Source organism: Sphingomonas sp. TF3 (assembly GCF_003985085.1).
Taxonomy (GTDB): domain Bacteria; phylum Pseudomonadota; class Alphaproteobacteria; order Sphingomonadales; family Sphingomonadaceae; genus Sphingomonas.
In genome coordinates this window covers 186,771-204,738 of the sequence record NZ_RWKS01000001.1, presented here as the reverse complement: position 1 = coordinate 204,738, position 17,968 = coordinate 186,771, and the positions used below count along the sequence as shown (strand labels likewise).

Sequence of the window (17,968 nt, the reverse complement as noted above, 5' to 3'; positions counted from 1 at the left end):
GGTGCCAAGAGTGTGCGGTGCTACCGCACACTCTTGCGTTCAGCGAGGTCAACCGCGGGATCGCTATCGGCCCGACATCGGCTGTTCGGGTCGCCCACCCCGTCTCGCAACCCGCCGCTCGTTCGGTTGTTTCGCGCCATAGCAATCGCAAATCCTGTCGTGACGCTCCATTAAATATCGCCCAAAGTTTGGGGAGGAATGTGGGGGGCGTCGGCAACCATTGGCAAAATTCTGACGTGAAGCTGTATAGATAGGGCGAAATCTAAGCTCCCTCGCGAATTCGTATTCGATCGGTAGGGGGCAGGCCGCGCGTGCGTTGCACTGGGCTGCGCACGAAGAATCGTCCCGGCGCGCGTTCATTAGTCGCATTCCGTCCGATGATGTTTCCGTACGTTTCCCGTACGGCCACTGCGACATTCAGCTAAATCATTGATTTTATGGTGCACCCGACTGGATTCGAACCAGTGGCCTCTGCCTTCGGAGGGCAGCGCTCTATCCAGCTGAGCTACGGGTGCCTGATCCTTCGCCTAGCAAAGCCAATCGCGCTGCGCCAGTCCCTACCTGCGGTCTGGCATGACCGGCACAGCGCCATCATATGCGTGTCACGTCGCTTCTGTCGCGCCACGCTTTGGTGCTGTCGTCTTGGGCTTGTACGCGCACAGGTCGCGGACGACGCACCGCCAGCATTCGGGGGTGCGGGCCTTGCAGACATATCGGCCGTGCAGGATCAGCCAGTGATGCGCGTGCAGCCGAAACGGTTGCGGGGTCGCCTTGTCGAGCTTCAGTTCGACCGCCAGCGGCGTTTTGCCGCGCGCCAGACCGGTACGGTTTCCGACGCGGAAGATATGCGTGTCGACCGCGAACGTCTCGGCCCCGAAGGCGACGTTCATCACGACATTGGCGGTCTTGCGCCCGACACCGGGCAGCGTTTCCAGCGCGTCGCGATCGGCGGGCACCTCGCCACCGTAAACATCGATCAGGCGCTGCGACAAGGCGATCACATTCTTGGCCTTGGTGTTGAACAGGCCGATCGTCTTGATGTGCTCCTTCAGCCCGTCCTCGCCAAGCGCAACCATTTGCGCGGGCGTCTTCACCTGTTCGAACAGCCGCCTGGTGGCCTTGTTGACGCCGATATCGGTCGCCTGTGCCGACAGCGCGACCGCGACGACCAACTGGAAAGGGTTGCCGGCCTCCAGCTCGGTTTCCGGATGGGGATTGTCCGCCGCCAGCCGGGCATAAAATTCGACGACGTCGGCTTTTTTCAAACCCCCAGCACCTGGTCCATGCTGTAGCGTCCGGCGCCTTGCTCGGCGAGCCACAGCGCGGCGGTGATGGCACCGCGCGCGAAAATCGCTCTGTTTTCGGCGCGGTGCCCAATCTCAATCCGCTCGCCCTCGCCGGCAAAGATCACCAGATGATCGCCCGCAACCGATCCGCCGCGCAGGCTGGCAAAGCCGATCGTCCCTTCGGAGCGAGCGCCGGTCAGCCCGGCACGGTCCGCCACGCGCGCTTCGGCAAGGGTGATACCGCGCCCGGCGGCGGCGGCGTCGCCGAGCAGCAGGGCGGTGCCAGAGGGGGCGTCGACCTTGTGGCGATGGTGCATCTCGGCGATTTCAATGTCCCAATCGGGCCCCAGCCTCGACGCCGCTTCGCGCACCAATTTGGCGAGCAAGGTGACACCGAGCGAGACATTGCCCGTTTGCAACACCGCGATTTCGGCAGCGGCGGCGTCGATCAGCGCGTGATGGGCAGGCGCAAGGCCGGTGGTACCGATCAGGATCGGGGTGCGCGCTTGCCGGGCGGCGGCAAGCGTGCGTTCCAGCGCCGCCGGTGTCGAAAAATCGACCAGCACGTCGGCAGCGAGCGCCAGTGCGACGGGGTCGCCGCCCGCGTCGATTCCGCCAGCCAAGGTCGCCCCCAGGTCGGGCACAGCGGCGGCAAGCGCCTGACCCATTCGGCCCGCGCTGCCGATAATCCCGATCGCGGTCATCGCACGTCTCCCGATTTGCTGCGTGGCGGCTCTACCGAAGCAGAGCCGCCGACGCCATGCCGGAATTGGTCGAAACGGCGGGACTAGCGAAGGGCCCGGCCGTTGGTCAGAAGCGGTAGCTTATCCAACTGGCCAGATAGTGGGAATTGACATAGCCGAGCTGGTCAAGGATCGGGCCCGGAATGAAATATTCATAGCGCCCGACGATCGACAGCCGACGCGTAACCTTCAACGTCGCCTGAAGGCGGATCGCGTCGCCAACATTATTACCGGGAAGGGTTTCGCTGCCGGTATAAGGGGTGCCCGCTCCGCGGTAGATCGCGTCGTGCGGGCTGACCCGCCAGCTGTGTTGATATTCGGTCGTCAGATCCAGCTTTTTAAAGGGTGAGACCGTGAGGTTGGGCGACGCCTGGAACAGGTTGGTGAAGTTGAGCGCCCCCTGATAGCTATAGGCGATCGTCCCCGCAAACGGGGCCTTGGCGACATGAAGCGTACCGCTGCCATAGCTGCCACCGCCTTCGCCAAAGTCGAAATGGATGCCGACCTTTGGCTTCCAGTTTTTGGGGTTGATGACATAGGTCTGCGCGATGAAGGCGTTCCACGCGCTGATGTCGCGCCCGGCAAAGCTGCCACTTTGATGATCGACCGTCCAATCGAGGGTCAACTGATCGAGGCTGCCCCACAAGCGTGCGCCGTAATAGTTGCGCACTTCGCGCCCGGTGACACGACCCCATTTCAGCGAATCGTTGCGCTCGCGCCAGGCGAACGGATCGAAGAACAGCTTGCGGGTCTTGGAATTGGCGAGCACCAGGCCGAAGGTCGCGCCCGAGAAGCGCGTCTTGTCATCGGCGACGTCGTCGCTCAGCCCGTGCGTGCCGAGCGTGACTTGCTTGAAATCGAAGAAATCGGCGCGGACGTTACCGGTCTGACCCCAGGTGCGCAGACCCTGCACCGAGGTATGGATGGTGTTGTTGTCCTTTTGCGACACCAGATTGGAGGGGCCATCGGTAAATTCCTGACGGCCATAGCGCACGCCGAGGCCGAAATTGCCGATCGTCCCGCTGATCTCCCCGAAGAATTGCTGGGCGATGAGGGCGTCGCGCGATTTTGCCGGTGCCACGCCGTAATTGTACCCGCTCAACCCACCATGGCCGAGTTCGCCGTAGAAACGCACGGGACCGATATGGACATCGGCACCGCCGACCAGACGCGTCTGCTCCTCCAGCCGATATCCCGATTTTACCAGATTGGGCTCCGAATAGTCGTTGATGCGATAGCGCACCTCGCCCGACAGCGTGATGTAGATTTTGCCCTGGTCGTCGATCGGGATGTATTTGAGGCGATCGAGGATATCCTTGCGCTTCTTAGGGTCCCGCATCACGCGCCAATCTTCGGCCCATCGCGAGGCGTTATAGCCACCCAGCATGATGCCATGGCCGTCGGCCTGACGCGGATAAGTGCGCACCGACGGGTTGGCGGGCGCGCGCTGCTCGGTTGCTTCACTCGGCGGGGTCGACCGTTGTGCGGGCGGTACTGGCCGGTTGGGGTCGACATTGGCTTGCTGCGCTGTCTTGGCGGCGCTGGCTACGGCGGTCGGCTTGGTGCTGCTCGCTTCGGAGGTTGGCGACGGGCTGGCGGCGGGCGCGCTCGGCGAAGCCGAAGCATCCGGTGCGGCGTGGGCTGCGCCCGACGCGGTGACAAGGGAAAGCAGCGAAACGCCAATGGCGAAACCGGAACGGGAGATGCGCATGATGATCCTCGATCTTGTTGGCAAGGCTCCGCCAGGCGTCCCAAACGGGGCGCGGAGCGGTGGTGTCGTGGAGGGAGCGGTGTTTGGGGTGGCCTTCGCAGGTCACCCCGCTCGGGAGTTAGAAGCTTGCCCAGTCGGCGTTGGCGGCGGTCGGTGTGCGGGCGGCAAGCGGCGGCGGGGAGATTTTCCCACTTGGCCGCGCGCGCGCTGCAATGGCCACCGGCTTTGGCATACTGGTCGGCGAGGTCGAGCCGACATTGAAGCGGGCCGATTGGCGGCTGAGCGTGGCAACTTCACCAGCCAGATTGCGCGCGGCGGCCGAGGTTTGTTCGACCATGGCAGCATTCTGTTGGGTGGAGTGGTCCATCGCATTCACGGCGGAGGCGATTTCGCTGATCGTCGACGACTGAGCGCGGTTGTCGTTCGCCATCGATTCGACGAACTCGTGGACTTGCTCGACGCTGCCGCTGATCTGCTGCAGCACGCTATCGACATTCTTAACGGCATCGACTGCGACAACGATATCGGTCTGCGTCGCGGTCAATTGTTCGCGGGCGCGGCGTGCCTCTTCCTCTGCGCGCATCGCCAGTGCGGAAACCAGATCGGCGACCACCGCAAAACCGCGCCCGGCTTCACCCGCCCGGCCAGCTTCCACCGCCGCATTCATGGCGAGAACGCGGGTCTGGAAGGCGATCTTGTCGAGACCTTCGATGACGCTGTCGATGCCGCGCGCGCTATCGGAAACGCGGATCATCGCGGCGGTCGCTTGTTCGGCGGTCGATCGACCCGACCCGACCACGCCGATCGCTTGCTGCGCGGAATTGACGGTACGGTCTGCGGCTTCGGCGCTGGAGCGGAGGCGGCTGTTCATTTGCGAAAGCGCTGCGGACGTCTGTTCCAGGCTTGCAGCATTGCTCTCGGTGCGCCGGGCGAGGTCGTCCGAGGCGGCCGCGATTTCATGCGAACCGGTTTCGATCCGCATCGAGCCCTCGGCGAGGACGCCGATCAAATCGCGCAGGTTGGAAAGCGCGGTGTTGAAGTTGTTGCTCAGCGCGACATAGTCGGCGGGAACACCGTCCTGCAGCGTGCTGGTGAGGTCGCCCTCGGACAGAGCTTCCAGCTTCTCCGAAAGGAGCGACACGATCGCCTTTTGGTCGGCGTCCGACTTGGCCTGGACCGCTTCTGCAAACGACTTGGCAATGGCGTTGTCGCGGAACACGAGCAGCGCACGCGCCATCCCGCCCAGTTCGTCACCGCGTTCCGTGCCCGGGATTTCGGCCTGGGTATCGCCGTCGGCGAGGCTCCCCATGCGAGCGGTGATATGCTTGAGCGGTCCCGTAATCGAATTGCTGATCGTAAGGATTACGGCGGCGAGCGCGGCAAGAACCAGGACCACTACGATCGCCAGGTTCCACGCCGAGCGGGAAACGGCCTCGTTGATCTCGGAGTTGAACACGCCGGTGGCAATCACCCAGCCCCACGGCTTGAACAGGCGCACATACGAGATTTTCGGCTTTGAACCCGAACCATCGGGAAGCTTGAAATTATAATCGACAAAGCCGGCAGCCGCAGGCGATGTCGCGACCTCGACCATCGTTTGATAGTGCGTTCTTCCGTCGGCATCCTTTTCGTCACGGACCATCTTGCCCTGTTTCTCGGGCTTCACCGGATGCAGGATCATCTTGTAATTGGTGTCGAGGATGAAAAAATAGCTGTCCTTGCCGAAGCGCATCGTCCGGATCGCTTCTTTTGCAGTGGCTTGAGCCTGATCGTGCGTCATCCGGCCGGCTTTTTCCTCGGCCTGGAAGCGCTGAAGTTGGCTATAGGCCACTTCAAGGGTCTGCTTGGTGCGCTCGTTAAAGCCCTGTCGCAAAGCCGAATTCAGCTGATTTACCGACAAGATCAATACGAGCGAAAGACCGGCCAGTGATGCTGCGCCAATGATAAGCAATCGTTTACCGATTTTAACTTGGGCAAGAAAGTTCATTCTAAAATCCAATCGCTCATTTTTTTATATTGTAGAGCGTCGGAATAGTGAGCATCGTGTCGGCAGAACGTTTTGTAATAATTATTTAAATATTAACTATATATAAGTGCAGTCGCTTCTGTTGTCCGAGGCGACGGACGGATCTTGTCGAATGACGGTACCGGACGTGGCACGGGGACGAGGATTAAGTTATGCGTGGTCTAATGTTCGACGCGCACAACCTTGTGATCCTGACCGGTGCCGGTGTTTCGGCCGAAAGTGGAATTGCCACGTTTCGCGGTCCTGGCGGCTTGTGGGAGGGGCACCGCGTCGAGGATGTATGTACGCCTCATGCGCTCGCCGCCGATCCGGCTTTGGTCCATCGGTTTTATGATGCACGCCGCGCCGCGCTGTCGGCTGTTGTCCCCAATGCGGCGCATGTCGCGCTCGCGCGGCTCGATGCGGCGTGGCGTGGCGAACTGTTGATCGTCACGCAAAATGTCGATGATTTGCATAAGCGCGCGGGCGCTGCGCGGTTGGTGCATATGCATGGCGAATTGCAATCGGCCCTTTGTGCCGCCTGCGGCGCGCGTGTGCGCTGGGTAACGGCTCTGCCGCCCGGGGCACCGTGCGGCGCGTGCGGGAGGCTGGCGCTGCGTCCCGACATCGTATTCTTCGGGGAAATGCCCTATGCGATGGACCGGATCGAGCGCGCGCTGGGGGAGGCTGACCTGTTCGTTTCGATTGGTACGTCGGGCGCGGTGTATCCCGCCGCCGGTTTTGTGCAGGGTGCGCGCTATGCGGGCGCGCGGACGCTGGAACTGAACCTGGAGCGGTCGGCGGGCAGCGGCTATTTTCACGAAACCCGGCTCGGCCCCGCGGGAGAATTGGTGCCAGCCTGGGTCGATGCGCTGCTGACGAGCCTTTCCTGAACGTTCAGCCCTGCGCGAATCCGTCCTCGGCATCGGCCACGCCCAGCCGGGGCCGACGATCGACCCGCAATTCGAAGACGTCGGGCCGGGCATAATGGCCATCGGTATCGAGCGCGGTCAGCCCGCGCCCGATTGCATCGAGATCCAGCTCGGCGATCAACAGGTCGGGATCCGCGCCGGTTTCGGCAAGCAGTGTCCCGTCGGGCGCGATGATGCAACTCCCGCCCGATTGCAGTTGGGTATCGGCGATGCCGAGGATCAGGTCGCGCGCATCTGCATCGCCGCCGACCCGGTCGAGCCCGTCCAGCAAATCGCGCCGGTGCTGAACCAGCCCGGCCGCAAGCACGAAGCAACGCCCCTCAAACGCATAATGCTGCGAGGCGACGCGGTACATCGGGCGCACCGTCGGCCACGCCGCGACATGCACGGCTTCGCCCGCATGGTGCATCGCTGCCCGCGCAAGTGGCATCCAATGCTCCCAGCAGATCAGCGATCCGACGGTGCCCCACGGTGCTTGATGCACATCGAGCGTCGAGCCGTCGCCCCGGCCCCAGATCATGCGTTCGCCATGCGTCGGCACCAGCTTGCGATGGAGCAGCGGCGGCAAGCCCGGGCGGAAGAGATATTGGGTGTTGGTCAGGCTCGAGCGCACCCGTTCATGCGCGCCGACGGAAACGAGAATATTGGCTGCATCGACCAATTGCTGCAGCGGTTCCAGGCGCGGATCGTCGGGGCGCAGCGCCTGGTCGAGCAGGATCGCATGCAATGCCTGTGTCCCGCGATGATCCCACAAGGCCGCATTGGGCGCTTCATCCAGCCAGATCGGATAGCCCCCGAGAAACGTCTCGCCGAACGCGACCAACTGTGCGCCGATATCGGCGGCATCGGCAACGTGATCGAGCAGGGCGGTGATGCCGTCGCCGATTGCCAGCGGGATAGGGGCGGCCTGGACCAGCGCCGCCTTCACGGTCTTGCTCATTCCACCCAGTCCAGCCCCATTTCGCGATAGACGTCGCGTTCGTCGTCCCAGCCGGGGCGCACCTTTACGTGCAGATAGAGATGGACCGGGCGGCCCATGATCTCGCTGAGTTCCGCCCGCGCGCGCGCGCCGATTTCCTTGATGCGCGCGCCGCCCTTGCCGAGCACGATCGCGCGTTGCGTCGGGCGCTCGACCAAAATCTGCTGGTGGATCTCGACCGAGCCGTCCTCGCGCTCCTTATACTGTTCGGTCTCGATCGCCGAGGCATAAGGCAGTTCGGCGTGGAGCTGGAGATAGAGCTGCTCGCGCGTCACTTCGGAGGCGAGGCTGCGCTCGCTTGCGTCGGATACCTGATCCTCGGGGAAATGCCATGGGCCCTCGGGCATCGCCTTGGCGAGGTGCGCCTTCAGTTCGGGCAGGCCGTCGCCGGTCGCCGCGCTGACGAAGAAGGTCTCGGCGAAATCGACCATGCCGGTCAATTTCTCGGCATGCAGCAGCAGCTTGCCCTTGTCGGCCAGATCGACCTTGTTGAGGATGAGGTATTTGGGTTCGCGGCGGTCCTTGATTGCTTCGGCAATATCGGTGACCTTCGCGCCGAGCCCGCCTTTGGCATCGACCACCAGCGCGAGCACGTCGGCCCCTTCGGCACCGCCCCAGGCCGCCTGCACCATGGCGCGATCGAGCCGCCGCTTGGGCTCGAAGATGCCGGGCGTGTCGACCAGCAGGAGCTGCGTGTCGCCCTCGATCGCGACGCCCATCAGCCGCACGCGCGTGGTCTGCGCCTTGGGGCTGACGATCGCCACCTTCTGCCCGACCAGCGCATTGACCAAGGTGGATTTGCCCGCATTGGGCGCGCCGAGAATGGCAACGAGGCCGCAATGTTGGGGGGTGGGGTCAGTCATTGATGGTCCTTGGGTAGTGCGGGCGCTTCGACAGGCTCAGGGCGAACGGTACGGGAGACATCGCCCGCCAATTCCGTTCGCCCTGAGCCTGTCGAAGTGCTGCTCGTATCTTGGCGATTCCGTGCCAGTAAGGAAAGCCGTTCCCAATCGCCAGCGATCAGTGCCTGTTTCTTGGCGCGGCTCCACCCCTTGATCTGGCGCTCTGCCTCCAGCGCTTCGAGGCGAGAGGGGAAGTCCTGGCTCCAAACCAGGGTCACCGGGCGGCGGGTGTGCGTGTAGCCGGGGATCTGGCCGGACTGATGCTGGCCGATGCGATGTTCAAGCGCTTCGGTATGGCCGGTGTAGAAGCTACCGTCGGAACAGCGCAAGAGATAGGCCCAGAACGCCATATGTCAGCCTCGCCCGTGTGGGAAGGTGCCCTTCGACAGGCTCAGGGCGAACGGAAGTAACGATACCGTCCGCCCCCCATACACCGTTCGCCCTGAACCTGTCGCGCGCTTAGCGCAATTTGGCGAGCAACGCCGCCGCCGCCGCCGTTTCGGCTTCCTGTTTGGAGCTGCCTTCGGCTTCGGCTTCGGCAAACGTGCCGAGCGTGGCCTTTACGCGGAAGCGCGGGGCGTGGTGGGGGCCGGAGCGCTCGACCACGTCATAAGCCGGCGTCTTGCGATTGTGCGCGGCGGCCCATTCCTGCAGCGCGGATTTGGGGTGTTGCGGGGCGGCGATCTGGCGGCTGGGGCGGTCCGCCCAGATCTTGCGGATCGCACGGCGCGCGCCGTCCAGCCCCGCTTCGAGGTATAAGGCACCGATCAATGCCTCCATCACGTCGCCCAGCACATTGTCGCTGTCGGCCGCGCCATCGTCGCGCGCTTGCTTGCCGAGGCGGAGCTGCGCGGCGACGCCAAGGCCGCGTGCGACATCGGCGCAGACCGCGCCCGTCACCAGCGCATTCAGTCGCTTGGACAAGGCACCCTCGGGCTCGCCCGGGAACAGCTCGAACAGCCATTCGGCCATCACCAGCCCGAGCACGCGGTCGCCCAGAAATTCGAGCCGCTCATAATTCGCTGCGGCCTGACTGCCATGCGTCAGCGCGCGTTCGAACGGTATCAGGTCGAGCGGGGCGTGGCCCAGCGCCGCGGTCAGCCAGTCGTGCAGCGTGTTGCTCAAAAACCTGCCCCGATCCGGCTCCAGCGCGCCGCCGAAAACCACGTCCATGGCAGGAACCAGTTGGCCGAACCATCGGTCGAGAAGAACGACAAGACTGCCTTGCCTTCGACGCGCTCCATCGGCACCATGCCCATGCCTTCGGGCGGATCGAAGCGGCTGTCGCCGCTGTCGTCGCGATTGTCGCCCATCACGAAGATATGCCCGGCGGGGACGGCATAGACGCCAGTCTCATCGGCATTGGGCTGCTCGCCCCGGTCGAGCACGTTGTAGCTTTTGCCGTTCGGCAGCGTCTCGCGGAATTGCTGATAGCGGCAGATCGGGGTGCCGTTCAGGCTGTCCTCGAACTCACTCGGGCATTCGCTGCCGCCGGGATAATTCGGGCTGAGCGGGATGGTGAAATCGGCGACACGGACCTTGGGTACGGGCGTGCCGTTGAGAATCACCTGGCCGTGGCGCATCTGGATGGTGTCGCCGGGCAGGCCGATCACGCGCTTGATGACATCGTGATCCTCTCCGGGCGGGCCGCGAAACACCACCACGTCGCCGCGTGCCGGATCGCGCCCAAGGATGCGGCCCGGGATCAGCGGAACGCCCCACGGCAGCGACCAGCGCGAATAGCCGTAATTCCATTTCGACACGAACAGATAGTCGCCAATGTACAATCGCGGCAGCATCGATTGCGACGGGATGCTGAACGGCGCGAACACGAAGCTGCGGAACACGAATACGATCACCGCGAGCTTCAGCAAGAAGACGAGCGTCTCGCGCGTTTCGGATTTGCGGGCGGGGGAGGTGGGGTCGGCCATGCGCGCGGTTTGGTGCGGCTCCGGTGTCGCGTCAAGCTGGCGGTTGTAACCGCGCGGCGCTAGGGCAATCTAAGGCGGACCCTCCCCCCGCCCCCATTGACCAAAGAGGTGCCCTAATGCCTGCCGACTGGACCGCGATCGAAGCCTTGCCCGCGCCGCGCCTGGAAACCCTGTTCGCCGAAGACCCCAACCGGCTGGCGGCCTTCAGCGTCGATGTGGCGGGTCTGCATTTCGACTGGTCGAAGACGCATTTGACGGCGCAAGCGGTGGCCGCGTTCGAGGCGCTGGCCAAGGCGCAGGACCTGGCGGGCAAGCGCGAGGCGCTGTTCGCGGGCGAGATTATCAACACCACCGAAGGCCGCGCCGTCACCCATGTCGCCGAGCGTGGCGAAGGCAGTGTCGACGATGTCGCCCAGGCCCGGGTGCTGCACGCGCGCATGCGCGCGTTGATCGACGCGATCGAGGGCGAGGCGCTCGGGCCGATTCGCCATGTGCTGCACGTGGGCATCGGCGGATCGGCACTTGGGCCCGATCTGCTGATCGACGCGCTGGGGCGCGAAGACAGCCGCTACGACGTCGCGATCGTCTCCAACATCGACGGTGCGGCACTGGAAGAGGTGTTCAAGAAGTTCGATCCGACCGCCACGCTGCTCGTCATCGCGTCGAAGACCTTCACCACCAAGGAAACGCTGACCAACGCCGAATCGGTGCTGCAGTGGATGGGTGAGGCCGGGGTGGACGATGTCTATGGCCGTGTCGTCGCGCTGACCGCTGACCCCGACAAGGCGGTCGAATGGGGCGTCGACGAAACTCGCGTGCTGCCTTTCGCGGATTCGGTCGGCGGGCGGTATTCGCTGTGGTCGTCGATCGGCTTCCCGGCGGCGCTCGCGCTTGGATGGGATAATTTCCAGGACATGCTCGATGGTGCGGGCGAAATGGACCGCCACTTCCGCCAGACCTCGCTCAGCCAGAATGCGCCCGCGCTCGCGGCCTTTGCCGACCTGTATTACACGCAAGTGCGCCACGCCGAGACGCGCGCGACCTTCGCTTATGACGAGCGGCTGCGCTTGCTGCCATCCTATCTCCAGCAGCTCGAGATGGAATCGAACGGCAAGGGCGTGACGATCGACGGCACGCCGCTTGGCCGGCCCAGTGCTGCGATCACCTGGGGCGGGGTCGGCACCGATGCGCAGCATGCCGTGTTCCAGTTGCTGCATCAGGGCACGCATCTGGTGCCGGTCGAATTCGTCGCGGTGATCGAGCCGGGCGATACGCTGGCCGAGGAGCATCACCGCCAGTTGCTGCTCAACGCCTTTGCGCAAGGGGCGGCGCTGATGAAGGGGCGTCCGAATGACGATCTCGCGCGCTGCTATTCGGGAGATCGGCCGTCCTCGACGATCCTGCTCGAAGTGCTCGACGCGCGCACGCTCGGCGCGCTGATCGCCTTTTACGAACAGCGTGTGTTCGTGAACGGCGTGCTGCTCGGCATCAATCCGTTCGACCAGTTCGGCGTCGAGTTGGGCAAGGAAATGGCCAAGGCCGCTGATGCGGGCGGGCAGGAGTTCGATGTGTCGACCACCGACCTGATCAAGCGCGCGTTCGGCTGATGTTGCTGGCGGCGCTGGCGTTGATGACCCAATCGGTGGTGGAGATGCGTCATCACCACCGATTGCTCGTCATCGCTGCACCCGCCGGAACCGATCGGCAAGCGCAGCAGCAGGTCGCTGCGCTTGCCGCAAGCCAGGAGCCGCTCGCCGCGCGCGACGTCGTGATCGTCACCATCATGGCGGACCATGTAACGGGCGCGCGCGATCGTGCGGCGGCGTTGCGCCAGCTTTGGTCGCTGCCCCGCGACCATTTCACTGTCCTGTTGATCGGCAAGGACGGGCATGACGCCCTGCGCCAGACCGATCCGATAACCCCCGCAACCTTGATCGCCGCGATCGACGCCATGCCGATGCGCCGCGCGGGCTTGCGCTGAATTCCCTTACGGAGCCTTCGATGACCACCGCTTCTTATGATTACGACCTTTTTGTCATCGGTGCCGGTTCGGGCGGCACGCGCGCGTCGCGCGTCGCCGCGGCGCATGGCGCGAAGGTGGCGGTGGCCGAGGAATATCGCGTCGGCGGCACCTGCGTCATCCGCGGCTGCGTGCCCAAGAAGCTACTCGTTTACGGCGCGCACTTCGCCGAGGATCTGAAGGACGCCAGGCGCTTCGGCTGGGACGTGCCCGACAATCTCGGCTTCGACTGGGTGCGGCTGCGTGACAATGTGATGGAAGAGGTCAGCCGCATCAACGGTGCCTATACCGCCACGCTCAACAACAATGGCGTCGACATCATCCTTGATCGTGCGGAAGTGACCGGGCCGCACAGCGTGCGGCTGGGCGACGGGCGCGAAGTGACCGCGAAATACATTCTGATCGCGGTTGGCGCGACGCCGGTGGTGCCGGAATGCCCGGGGCACGAGCTCGGCATCACCTCGAACGAAGTGTTCCATCTCGACGCCGTGCCCAAGCGCATCCTGATCGCGGGCGCGGGCTATATCGCCAATGAATTTGCCGGCATCTTCAACGAATTCGGCGCAAAGGTGACGTTGATCAACCGCAGCGACGTCATCCTGCGCGGCTATGACGAGTCGATCCGCGACCGCTTGTTGCAGATTTCGATGATGAAGGGGCTCGACTTCCGTTTCAACGCGGCGTTCCGCGGCATCGAGAAGCAAGCCGATGGCAGCCTGCTCGTGTCGATGACCAACCACGAGCCGATCGAAGTCGATTGCGTGTTGTTCGCGACCGGGCGCACCCCCAATACCGAAGGGCTTGGCCTGGCGGCGGCGGGTGTCGCGCTGGACGACAAGGGCGCGATCGTGGTCGATGCGGACAACAAATCGAGCTGTGACAGCATCTATGCCGTGGGCGACGTGACCAATCGCGTGCAACTGACCCCGGTCGCGATCCGCGAAGGGCAAGCGTTTGCGGATACGCTGTTTGGCAACAAGCCTACCCAAGTCGATTACGAGAATATCCCGAGCGCGGTGTTCAGCCACCCGCCGATGGCGGGCGTCGGCCTGACCGAGGCGCAGGCGAAGAACAAGTTCGGCTCGGTCAAAGTCTATACCTCAGACTTCCGCCCGATGAAGAATGTGCTGGCCGGCCGCAACGAACGCGCGCTGTACAAGATGGTGTGCCATGCCGAGTCCGGCGTGGTGCTGGGGCTGCACATGATCGGCCCCGATGCACCCGAGATCTTGCAGGCGGCGGCGGTCGCGGTGAAGGCCGGGTTGACCAAGGATGCCTTCGACCAGACGGTCGCACTGCATCCGTCGATGGCGGAGGAACTGGTACTGCTGCGGTAATCGATCGCCCCTCCCAAGCAGCGGGAAGGGCGATCCATCTTTCAGCTTACCAGATGTGCACCCGGTCGGCGGGGGCGAGGTACAGTTTGTCGCCGGGCTTCACGTTGAACGCGGTGTACCAGGCGTCGACATTGCGCACGACGCCGTTGACGCGGAAGAAGGCCGGGCTGTGCGCATTGGTCAGCAATTGCTGGCGTAGCGCGCCTTCGCGGTCCTTCTCCTGCCAGACCTGCGCCCAGGCGAGGAAGAAGCGCTGGTCGCCGGTCAGCCCGCCGATCACGGGTGCCTTGCCGTGCTTCGCCTGATAGCGCTGATAGGCGGCATAGGCCATTTCCACGCCGCCCAGATCGCCGATATTCTCGCCCATGGTGAGCGATCCCTTGATGTGCGTGCCGGGGATCGGTTCATAGCCGTCATATTGCTTGCCGAGCACGGCGGTGCGCGCGGCGAAGGCCTTTTTGGATTCGGGAGTCCACCAGTTGCTGATCTTGCCGGTCCCGTCGAACAGGCTGCCCTGATCGTCAAAGCCATGGCCGATCTCATGCCCGATCACCGCGCCGATCGCGCCGTAATTGACCGCAGCATCGGCCTTGGGATCGAAGAAGGGCGGCTGCAGGATGGCGGCGGGGAAGGTGATCTGGTTCGAGAGCGGATTGTAATAGGCGTTCACCGTCTGCGGGGTCATGTCCCACAGGCTGCGATCGACGGGCTTGGTCAGCCGGTCGAGATCGAGCTGATGCTGGAATTCCCCGCTACGCACCGCATTGCCGAGCAGATCGCCGCGATCCACCTTGAGGCTGGCATAGTCGATATATTTGACCGGGTGGCCGATGCGCGGGTCGAACTTGTCGAGCTTGGCAAGGGCCGCAGCCTTGGTCTTGGCGTCCATCCAGCTATTCGCCTTGAGCCGTTCGCCCAGCGCGCCGCGCAGATCGCCGATCAGCTCGCCCATTTTGGCCTCGCTCTCGGGCGGGAAATAGCGCGCGACGTAGATCTGGCCGACTGCCTCGCCCAGGCCACCGTTGACGAGGGCAACCCCGCGCTTCCAGCGGTCGCGCTGGGTCGGCTGGTCGCGCAGCGTCTTGCCGTAAAAGGCGAAGCTCGCATCGTCGAACGCCTTGGGCAGGAATTGCGCGTGATCGCTGACGAAGCGGAACGCGACCCAGTCCTTCCACGTCTGCAGCGGCACCGAATCGAGCAATTTGCCATTGGCGGTCAGCGCGGTACTGGTCGCCATGATTACGGTCGGGATGCTGTCGAGCCCGGCGGTCTTCAGCATCAAATCCCAGTCGAACTGCGGCGCGAGCGCTTTCATGCCCGCGCGGTCCATCGGCTTGAACATTTCCATCAGATTGCGCTGGCGCTCGGGGCTCCACTGCTCCTTGGCCATCGCGGTTTCGAGCGCGATGATCGCATCGGCCTTGGTCGCGGCATCGGGGATGCCCGCCAGCGTCTGCATCTGGATCACATAGTCGCGATACGCCTTGCGGAAGCCGTCATATTTCGCGCCTTCGAGCAGGTAATAATCGCGCCCGCCCATGCCAAGCCCACCCTGGCTGGCGGCAGCGACATAGCGTGTCGGGTCGGACGGGTTGGGCAACTGGCCGAGCTCGACCGGCGAGGCATAGCCGACGCTGGCGAACAGCGTCTGCAACGCGGCCTTGTCCTGCACGGCGGCGATCTTGGCGAGATAGGGCTGGAGCGGCGCGGTGCCGTGCGCATCGATCGCGGCCTGGTCCATCCAGCTCGCATAGAGATCGCCGATCTGCTTGCCCGATGCACCAAAGCTTGAGGGATTGGCGGCAAGATCGGTCAGGATGTCGCGGACATGCTGCTCGGCTTCGTCGCTGATCACCACCCAATAGCCGGCCGAGGTGCGATCTGCGGCGATCTGCGTGCGCTTGTCCCACGCCCCATTGGCGAAGGTCCAGAAATCGTCGCCCGGCTTGATCGCCTTGTTCTGCGTCGTCAGATCGACGCCGAAGGTGCCGTAGCGCGGCCCGCTCTTGGCATCCTTGGCGAGCGTGGGTGCCGCGAGCGCGACGATGGCGGCCGCGGCGGCGAGCCGGGCGAAGGTGGATGTACGCATGAAGGAGCCCCCTAAAACCTGTGTTATGCTCGACCATAACAGTGGGGTGGGGGCTCCGCAACACGTGCCTGCGCGTCAGGCCACGCGGTTCGCCACCAGATCATCGACCACCGACGGATCGGCGAGCGTGCTCGTATCGCCCAGGCTCGACACGTCGCCCTCGGCGATCTTGCGCAGGATGCGGCGCATGATCTTGCCCGAACGCGTCTTGGGCAGGCCCGGCGCGAATTGCAGCTTGTCGGGCGCGGCGATCGGGCCGATTTCCTTGCGGACCCAGCCGATCAGCTCCTTGCGCAACGCCTCGGACGGGGTGTTCCCTGAATTGAGCGTGACATAGGCGTAAATGCCCTGGCCCTTGATATCGTGTGGCATGCCGACGACGGCGGCCTCGGCCACTTCGGGGTGCAGCACCAGCGCGCTTTCGACCTCGGCGGTGCCCATGCGGTGCCCCGAGACGTTGATCACGTCATCGACCCGGCCGGTGATCCACCAATAGCCATCGGCATCGCGCCGCGCGCCGTCACCCGTGGTATATTTGCCGGGATAGGTCGTGAAATAGGTCTGGAAGAAGCGTTCGCGATCGCCCCACACACCGCGCATCTGCCCCGGCCAGCTCCGCGCGATGACGAGATTGCCCTCGGTCGCGCCGCTCAGCACCTCGCCTTCCGGGTTGACGAGTTGCGGGTCAACGCCGGGCATCGGCTTGGTCGCCGAACCGGGTTTCAGCGCGGTCGCACCGGGCATGGGGGCAATCATCGCGCCGCCGGTCTCGGTCTGCCACCAGGTGTCGATGATCGGGCAGCGTCCGCCGCCGACGACTTCGTGATACCAGCGCCATGCTTCGGGGTTGATCGGTTCGCCGACGGTGCCAAGCAGCTTGAGCGAGCTGCGATCGGTCCGGGCCACAAAATCATCGCCATCCTTCATCAGCGCGCGGAGCGCGGTCGGGGCGGTGAAGATCGTGTGGACCTTGTGGCGATCGACCACTTGCCAGATGCGGCTGGCATCGGGCCAATTGGGCACGCCTTCGAACATCAGCGTCGTCGCGCCATTGGCGAGTGGGCCGTACAGAATGTAGCTGTGGCCGGTCACCCAGCCGATATCCGCCGCGCACCACCACACATCGCCAGGGCGATAATCGAAGCACAGTTCGTGGGTCAGGCTGGCCCACAGCAGATAGCCGCCGCTGGTGTGCATTACACCCTTGGGCTGGCCGGTGCTGCCCGAGGTATAGAGGATGAACAGCGGGTCCTCGGCCCCCATCGGCTCGGGCGGGCAAAGGGCGGGCACGCCGTCGCGCGCTTCGTGATACCAGACATCGCGTGTCGGTTCGAACGGCACGGCGGCACCCGTTGCGGCGACCACGATGACGGTCTTGAGGCCGGGCGCGTGCGCGGCGGCGGCATCGACATTGGCTTTCAGCGGCACACGCTTGCCGCCGCGCCGCCCTTCGTCGGCGGTGATGACGATGCTCGATCCGCAATCCTCGATCCGCCCGGCCAGCGCCTCGGGTGAAAAGCCAGCGAACACCACCGAATGGATCGCCCCGATCCGCGCGCAGGCCAGCACTGCGAATGCTGCCTCGGGGATCATCGGCAGATAGATGGTGACACGGTCGCCCTTGGCGACCCCTTGCGCCTTGAGCACATTGGCAAAGACGCAGACTTCGCGATGAAGCTCGGCATAGGTGAAGCTGCGCGGTTCCTCCGTGGGTTCGTCGGGTTCCCAGAGTAAGGCGGTGTCGCCGCCGCGTTTTGCAAGATGCCGGTCCAGGCAATTGGCGGCGACGTTCAATTTGCCGTCGGCGAACCAGCGGATGTGGAAATCGGTTTTGTCGAACGACCAATCGCCAGCGATCTCCGGGCGCTTGATCCAGTCGAGCCGCTTGGCCTGGTCGAGCCAGAAGCTGCCGGGATCGGCCAGGCTACGGCCATAAAGCAGGTCATAGCCGTCCGCATCGATGCGGGCGTGGGCGGCCCATTCGGGCGGGACGGGATAAAGCTCCTGCTCGGACATCTTGGTCTCCTATGGGC

15 protein-coding genes and 1 tRNA gene are annotated in these 17,968 nt (G+C 64.1%); 4 read left to right on the top strand and 12 right to left on the bottom strand.

Features of this window, described 5'->3' with window-relative positions; genetic code table 11:
• Positions 1-438 precede the first annotated feature (438 nt).
• The 5 genes from EJC47_RS00900 to EJC47_RS00880 all read right to left on the bottom strand — a co-directional run bounded on the left by EJC47_RS00900 (position 439) and on the right by EJC47_RS00880 (position 5,727).
• Positions 439-515, bottom strand: a tRNA-Arg gene (locus EJC47_RS00900).
• A gap of 87 nt (positions 516-602) precedes the next feature.
• Positions 603-1,265 (bottom strand): endonuclease III, encoded by a 663-nt coding sequence (gene nth / locus EJC47_RS00895; protein WP_126845108.1) that lies wholly within the window; start codon positions 1,263-1,265, stop codon positions 603-605.
• Entirely contained in the window at positions 1,262-1,990 is a 729-nt protein-coding gene (gene dapB, locus EJC47_RS00890; protein ID WP_126845107.1) for a 4-hydroxy-tetrahydrodipicolinate reductase, read from the bottom strand. Before dapB ends, nth begins: the two co-directional genes overlap by 4 nt.
• Before the next feature lie 106 nt (positions 1,991-2,096).
• Positions 2,097-3,740: an alginate export family protein gene (locus tag EJC47_RS00885; RefSeq protein WP_126845106.1), complete on the bottom strand. Its 1,644-nt coding sequence runs from the start codon at positions 3,738-3,740 to the stop codon at positions 2,097-2,099.
• A 118-nt stretch (positions 3,741-3,858) separates the two neighbouring features.
• Positions 3,859-5,727, bottom strand: coding sequence for a methyl-accepting chemotaxis protein (locus EJC47_RS00880; RefSeq protein WP_126845105.1), 1,869 nt, complete (start codon positions 5,725-5,727; stop codon positions 3,859-3,861).
• Between the two features lie 203 nt (positions 5,728-5,930).
• Here EJC47_RS00880 and EJC47_RS00875 point away from each other — a divergent pair, with 203 nt between their 5' ends.
• A complete protein-coding gene (locus EJC47_RS00875) occupies positions 5,931-6,638 on the top strand; it encodes an NAD-dependent deacylase (RefSeq protein ID WP_126845216.1) in 708 nt (235 codons plus the stop codon).
• 4 nt (positions 6,639-6,642) lie between these two features.
• On the opposite strand, the gene EJC47_RS00870 is transcribed toward EJC47_RS00875, so the two are convergent.
• From EJC47_RS00870 to lepB, 5 genes are all read right to left on the bottom strand, one after another.
• Complete coding sequence (locus tag EJC47_RS00870; RefSeq protein ID WP_033964549.1) at positions 6,643-7,617, bottom strand: carbon-nitrogen hydrolase family protein; 975 nt, start codon at positions 7,615-7,617, stop codon at positions 6,643-6,645.
• Positions 7,614-8,519 carry a GTPase Era gene (gene era, locus EJC47_RS00865; protein ID WP_126845104.1) on the bottom strand — a complete coding sequence of 302 codons (906 nt, stop codon included), beginning with the start codon at positions 8,517-8,519 and terminating at the stop codon, positions 7,614-7,616. Before era ends, EJC47_RS00870 begins: the two co-directional genes overlap by 4 nt.
• Entirely contained in the window at positions 8,516-8,908 is a 393-nt protein-coding gene (locus EJC47_RS00860; protein WP_126845103.1) for a GIY-YIG nuclease family protein, read from the bottom strand. Before EJC47_RS00860 ends, era begins: the two co-directional genes overlap by 4 nt.
• Before the next feature lie 109 nt (positions 8,909-9,017).
• Positions 9,018-9,731, bottom strand: a complete 714-nt coding sequence (gene rnc, locus EJC47_RS00855; protein ID WP_409574460.1) for a ribonuclease III — start codon at positions 9,729-9,731, stop codon at positions 9,018-9,020.
• The gene (gene lepB / locus EJC47_RS00850; protein ID WP_033964547.1) at positions 9,680-10,489 is read right to left on the bottom strand and encodes a signal peptidase I; all 810 of its coding nucleotides are present in this window, start codon (positions 10,487-10,489) and stop codon (positions 9,680-9,682) included. The genes rnc and lepB overlap by 52 nt, the downstream gene beginning before the upstream one ends.
• A gap of 116 nt (positions 10,490-10,605) precedes the next feature.
• Here lepB and pgi point away from each other — a divergent pair, with 116 nt between their 5' ends.
• From pgi to gorA, 3 genes are read left to right on the top strand one after another with little or no spacing between them, the layout of a single operon-like run.
• The gene (gene pgi / locus EJC47_RS00845) at positions 10,606-12,096 is read left to right on the top strand and encodes a glucose-6-phosphate isomerase (protein WP_126845102.1); all 1,491 of its coding nucleotides are present in this window, start codon (positions 10,606-10,608) and stop codon (positions 12,094-12,096) included.
• Complete coding sequence (locus EJC47_RS00840; RefSeq protein ID WP_126845101.1) at positions 12,096-12,470, top strand: DUF4174 domain-containing protein; 375 nt, start codon at positions 12,096-12,098, stop codon at positions 12,468-12,470. Before pgi ends, EJC47_RS00840 begins: the two co-directional genes overlap by 1 nt.
• 20 nt (positions 12,471-12,490) lie before the next feature.
• Positions 12,491-13,846 carry a glutathione-disulfide reductase gene (gorA, locus tag EJC47_RS00835; protein ID WP_126845100.1) on the top strand — a complete coding sequence of 452 codons (1,356 nt, stop codon included), beginning with the start codon at positions 12,491-12,493 and terminating at the stop codon, positions 13,844-13,846.
• 46 nt (positions 13,847-13,892) lie between these two features.
• Here gorA and EJC47_RS00830 read toward each other — a convergent pair whose 3' ends face one another.
• Together EJC47_RS00830 and acs are read right to left on the bottom strand one after the other, a co-directional pair.
• Entirely contained in the window at positions 13,893-15,935 is a 2,043-nt protein-coding gene (locus tag EJC47_RS00830; RefSeq protein ID WP_126845099.1) for a M13 family metallopeptidase, read from the bottom strand.
• Positions 15,936-16,010: 75 nt separating this feature from the next.
• Positions 16,011-17,951, bottom strand: coding sequence for an acetate--CoA ligase (acs, locus tag EJC47_RS00825; RefSeq protein WP_126845098.1), 1,941 nt, complete (start codon positions 17,949-17,951; stop codon positions 16,011-16,013).
• Between the last annotated feature and the right edge of the window lie 17 nt (positions 17,952-17,968).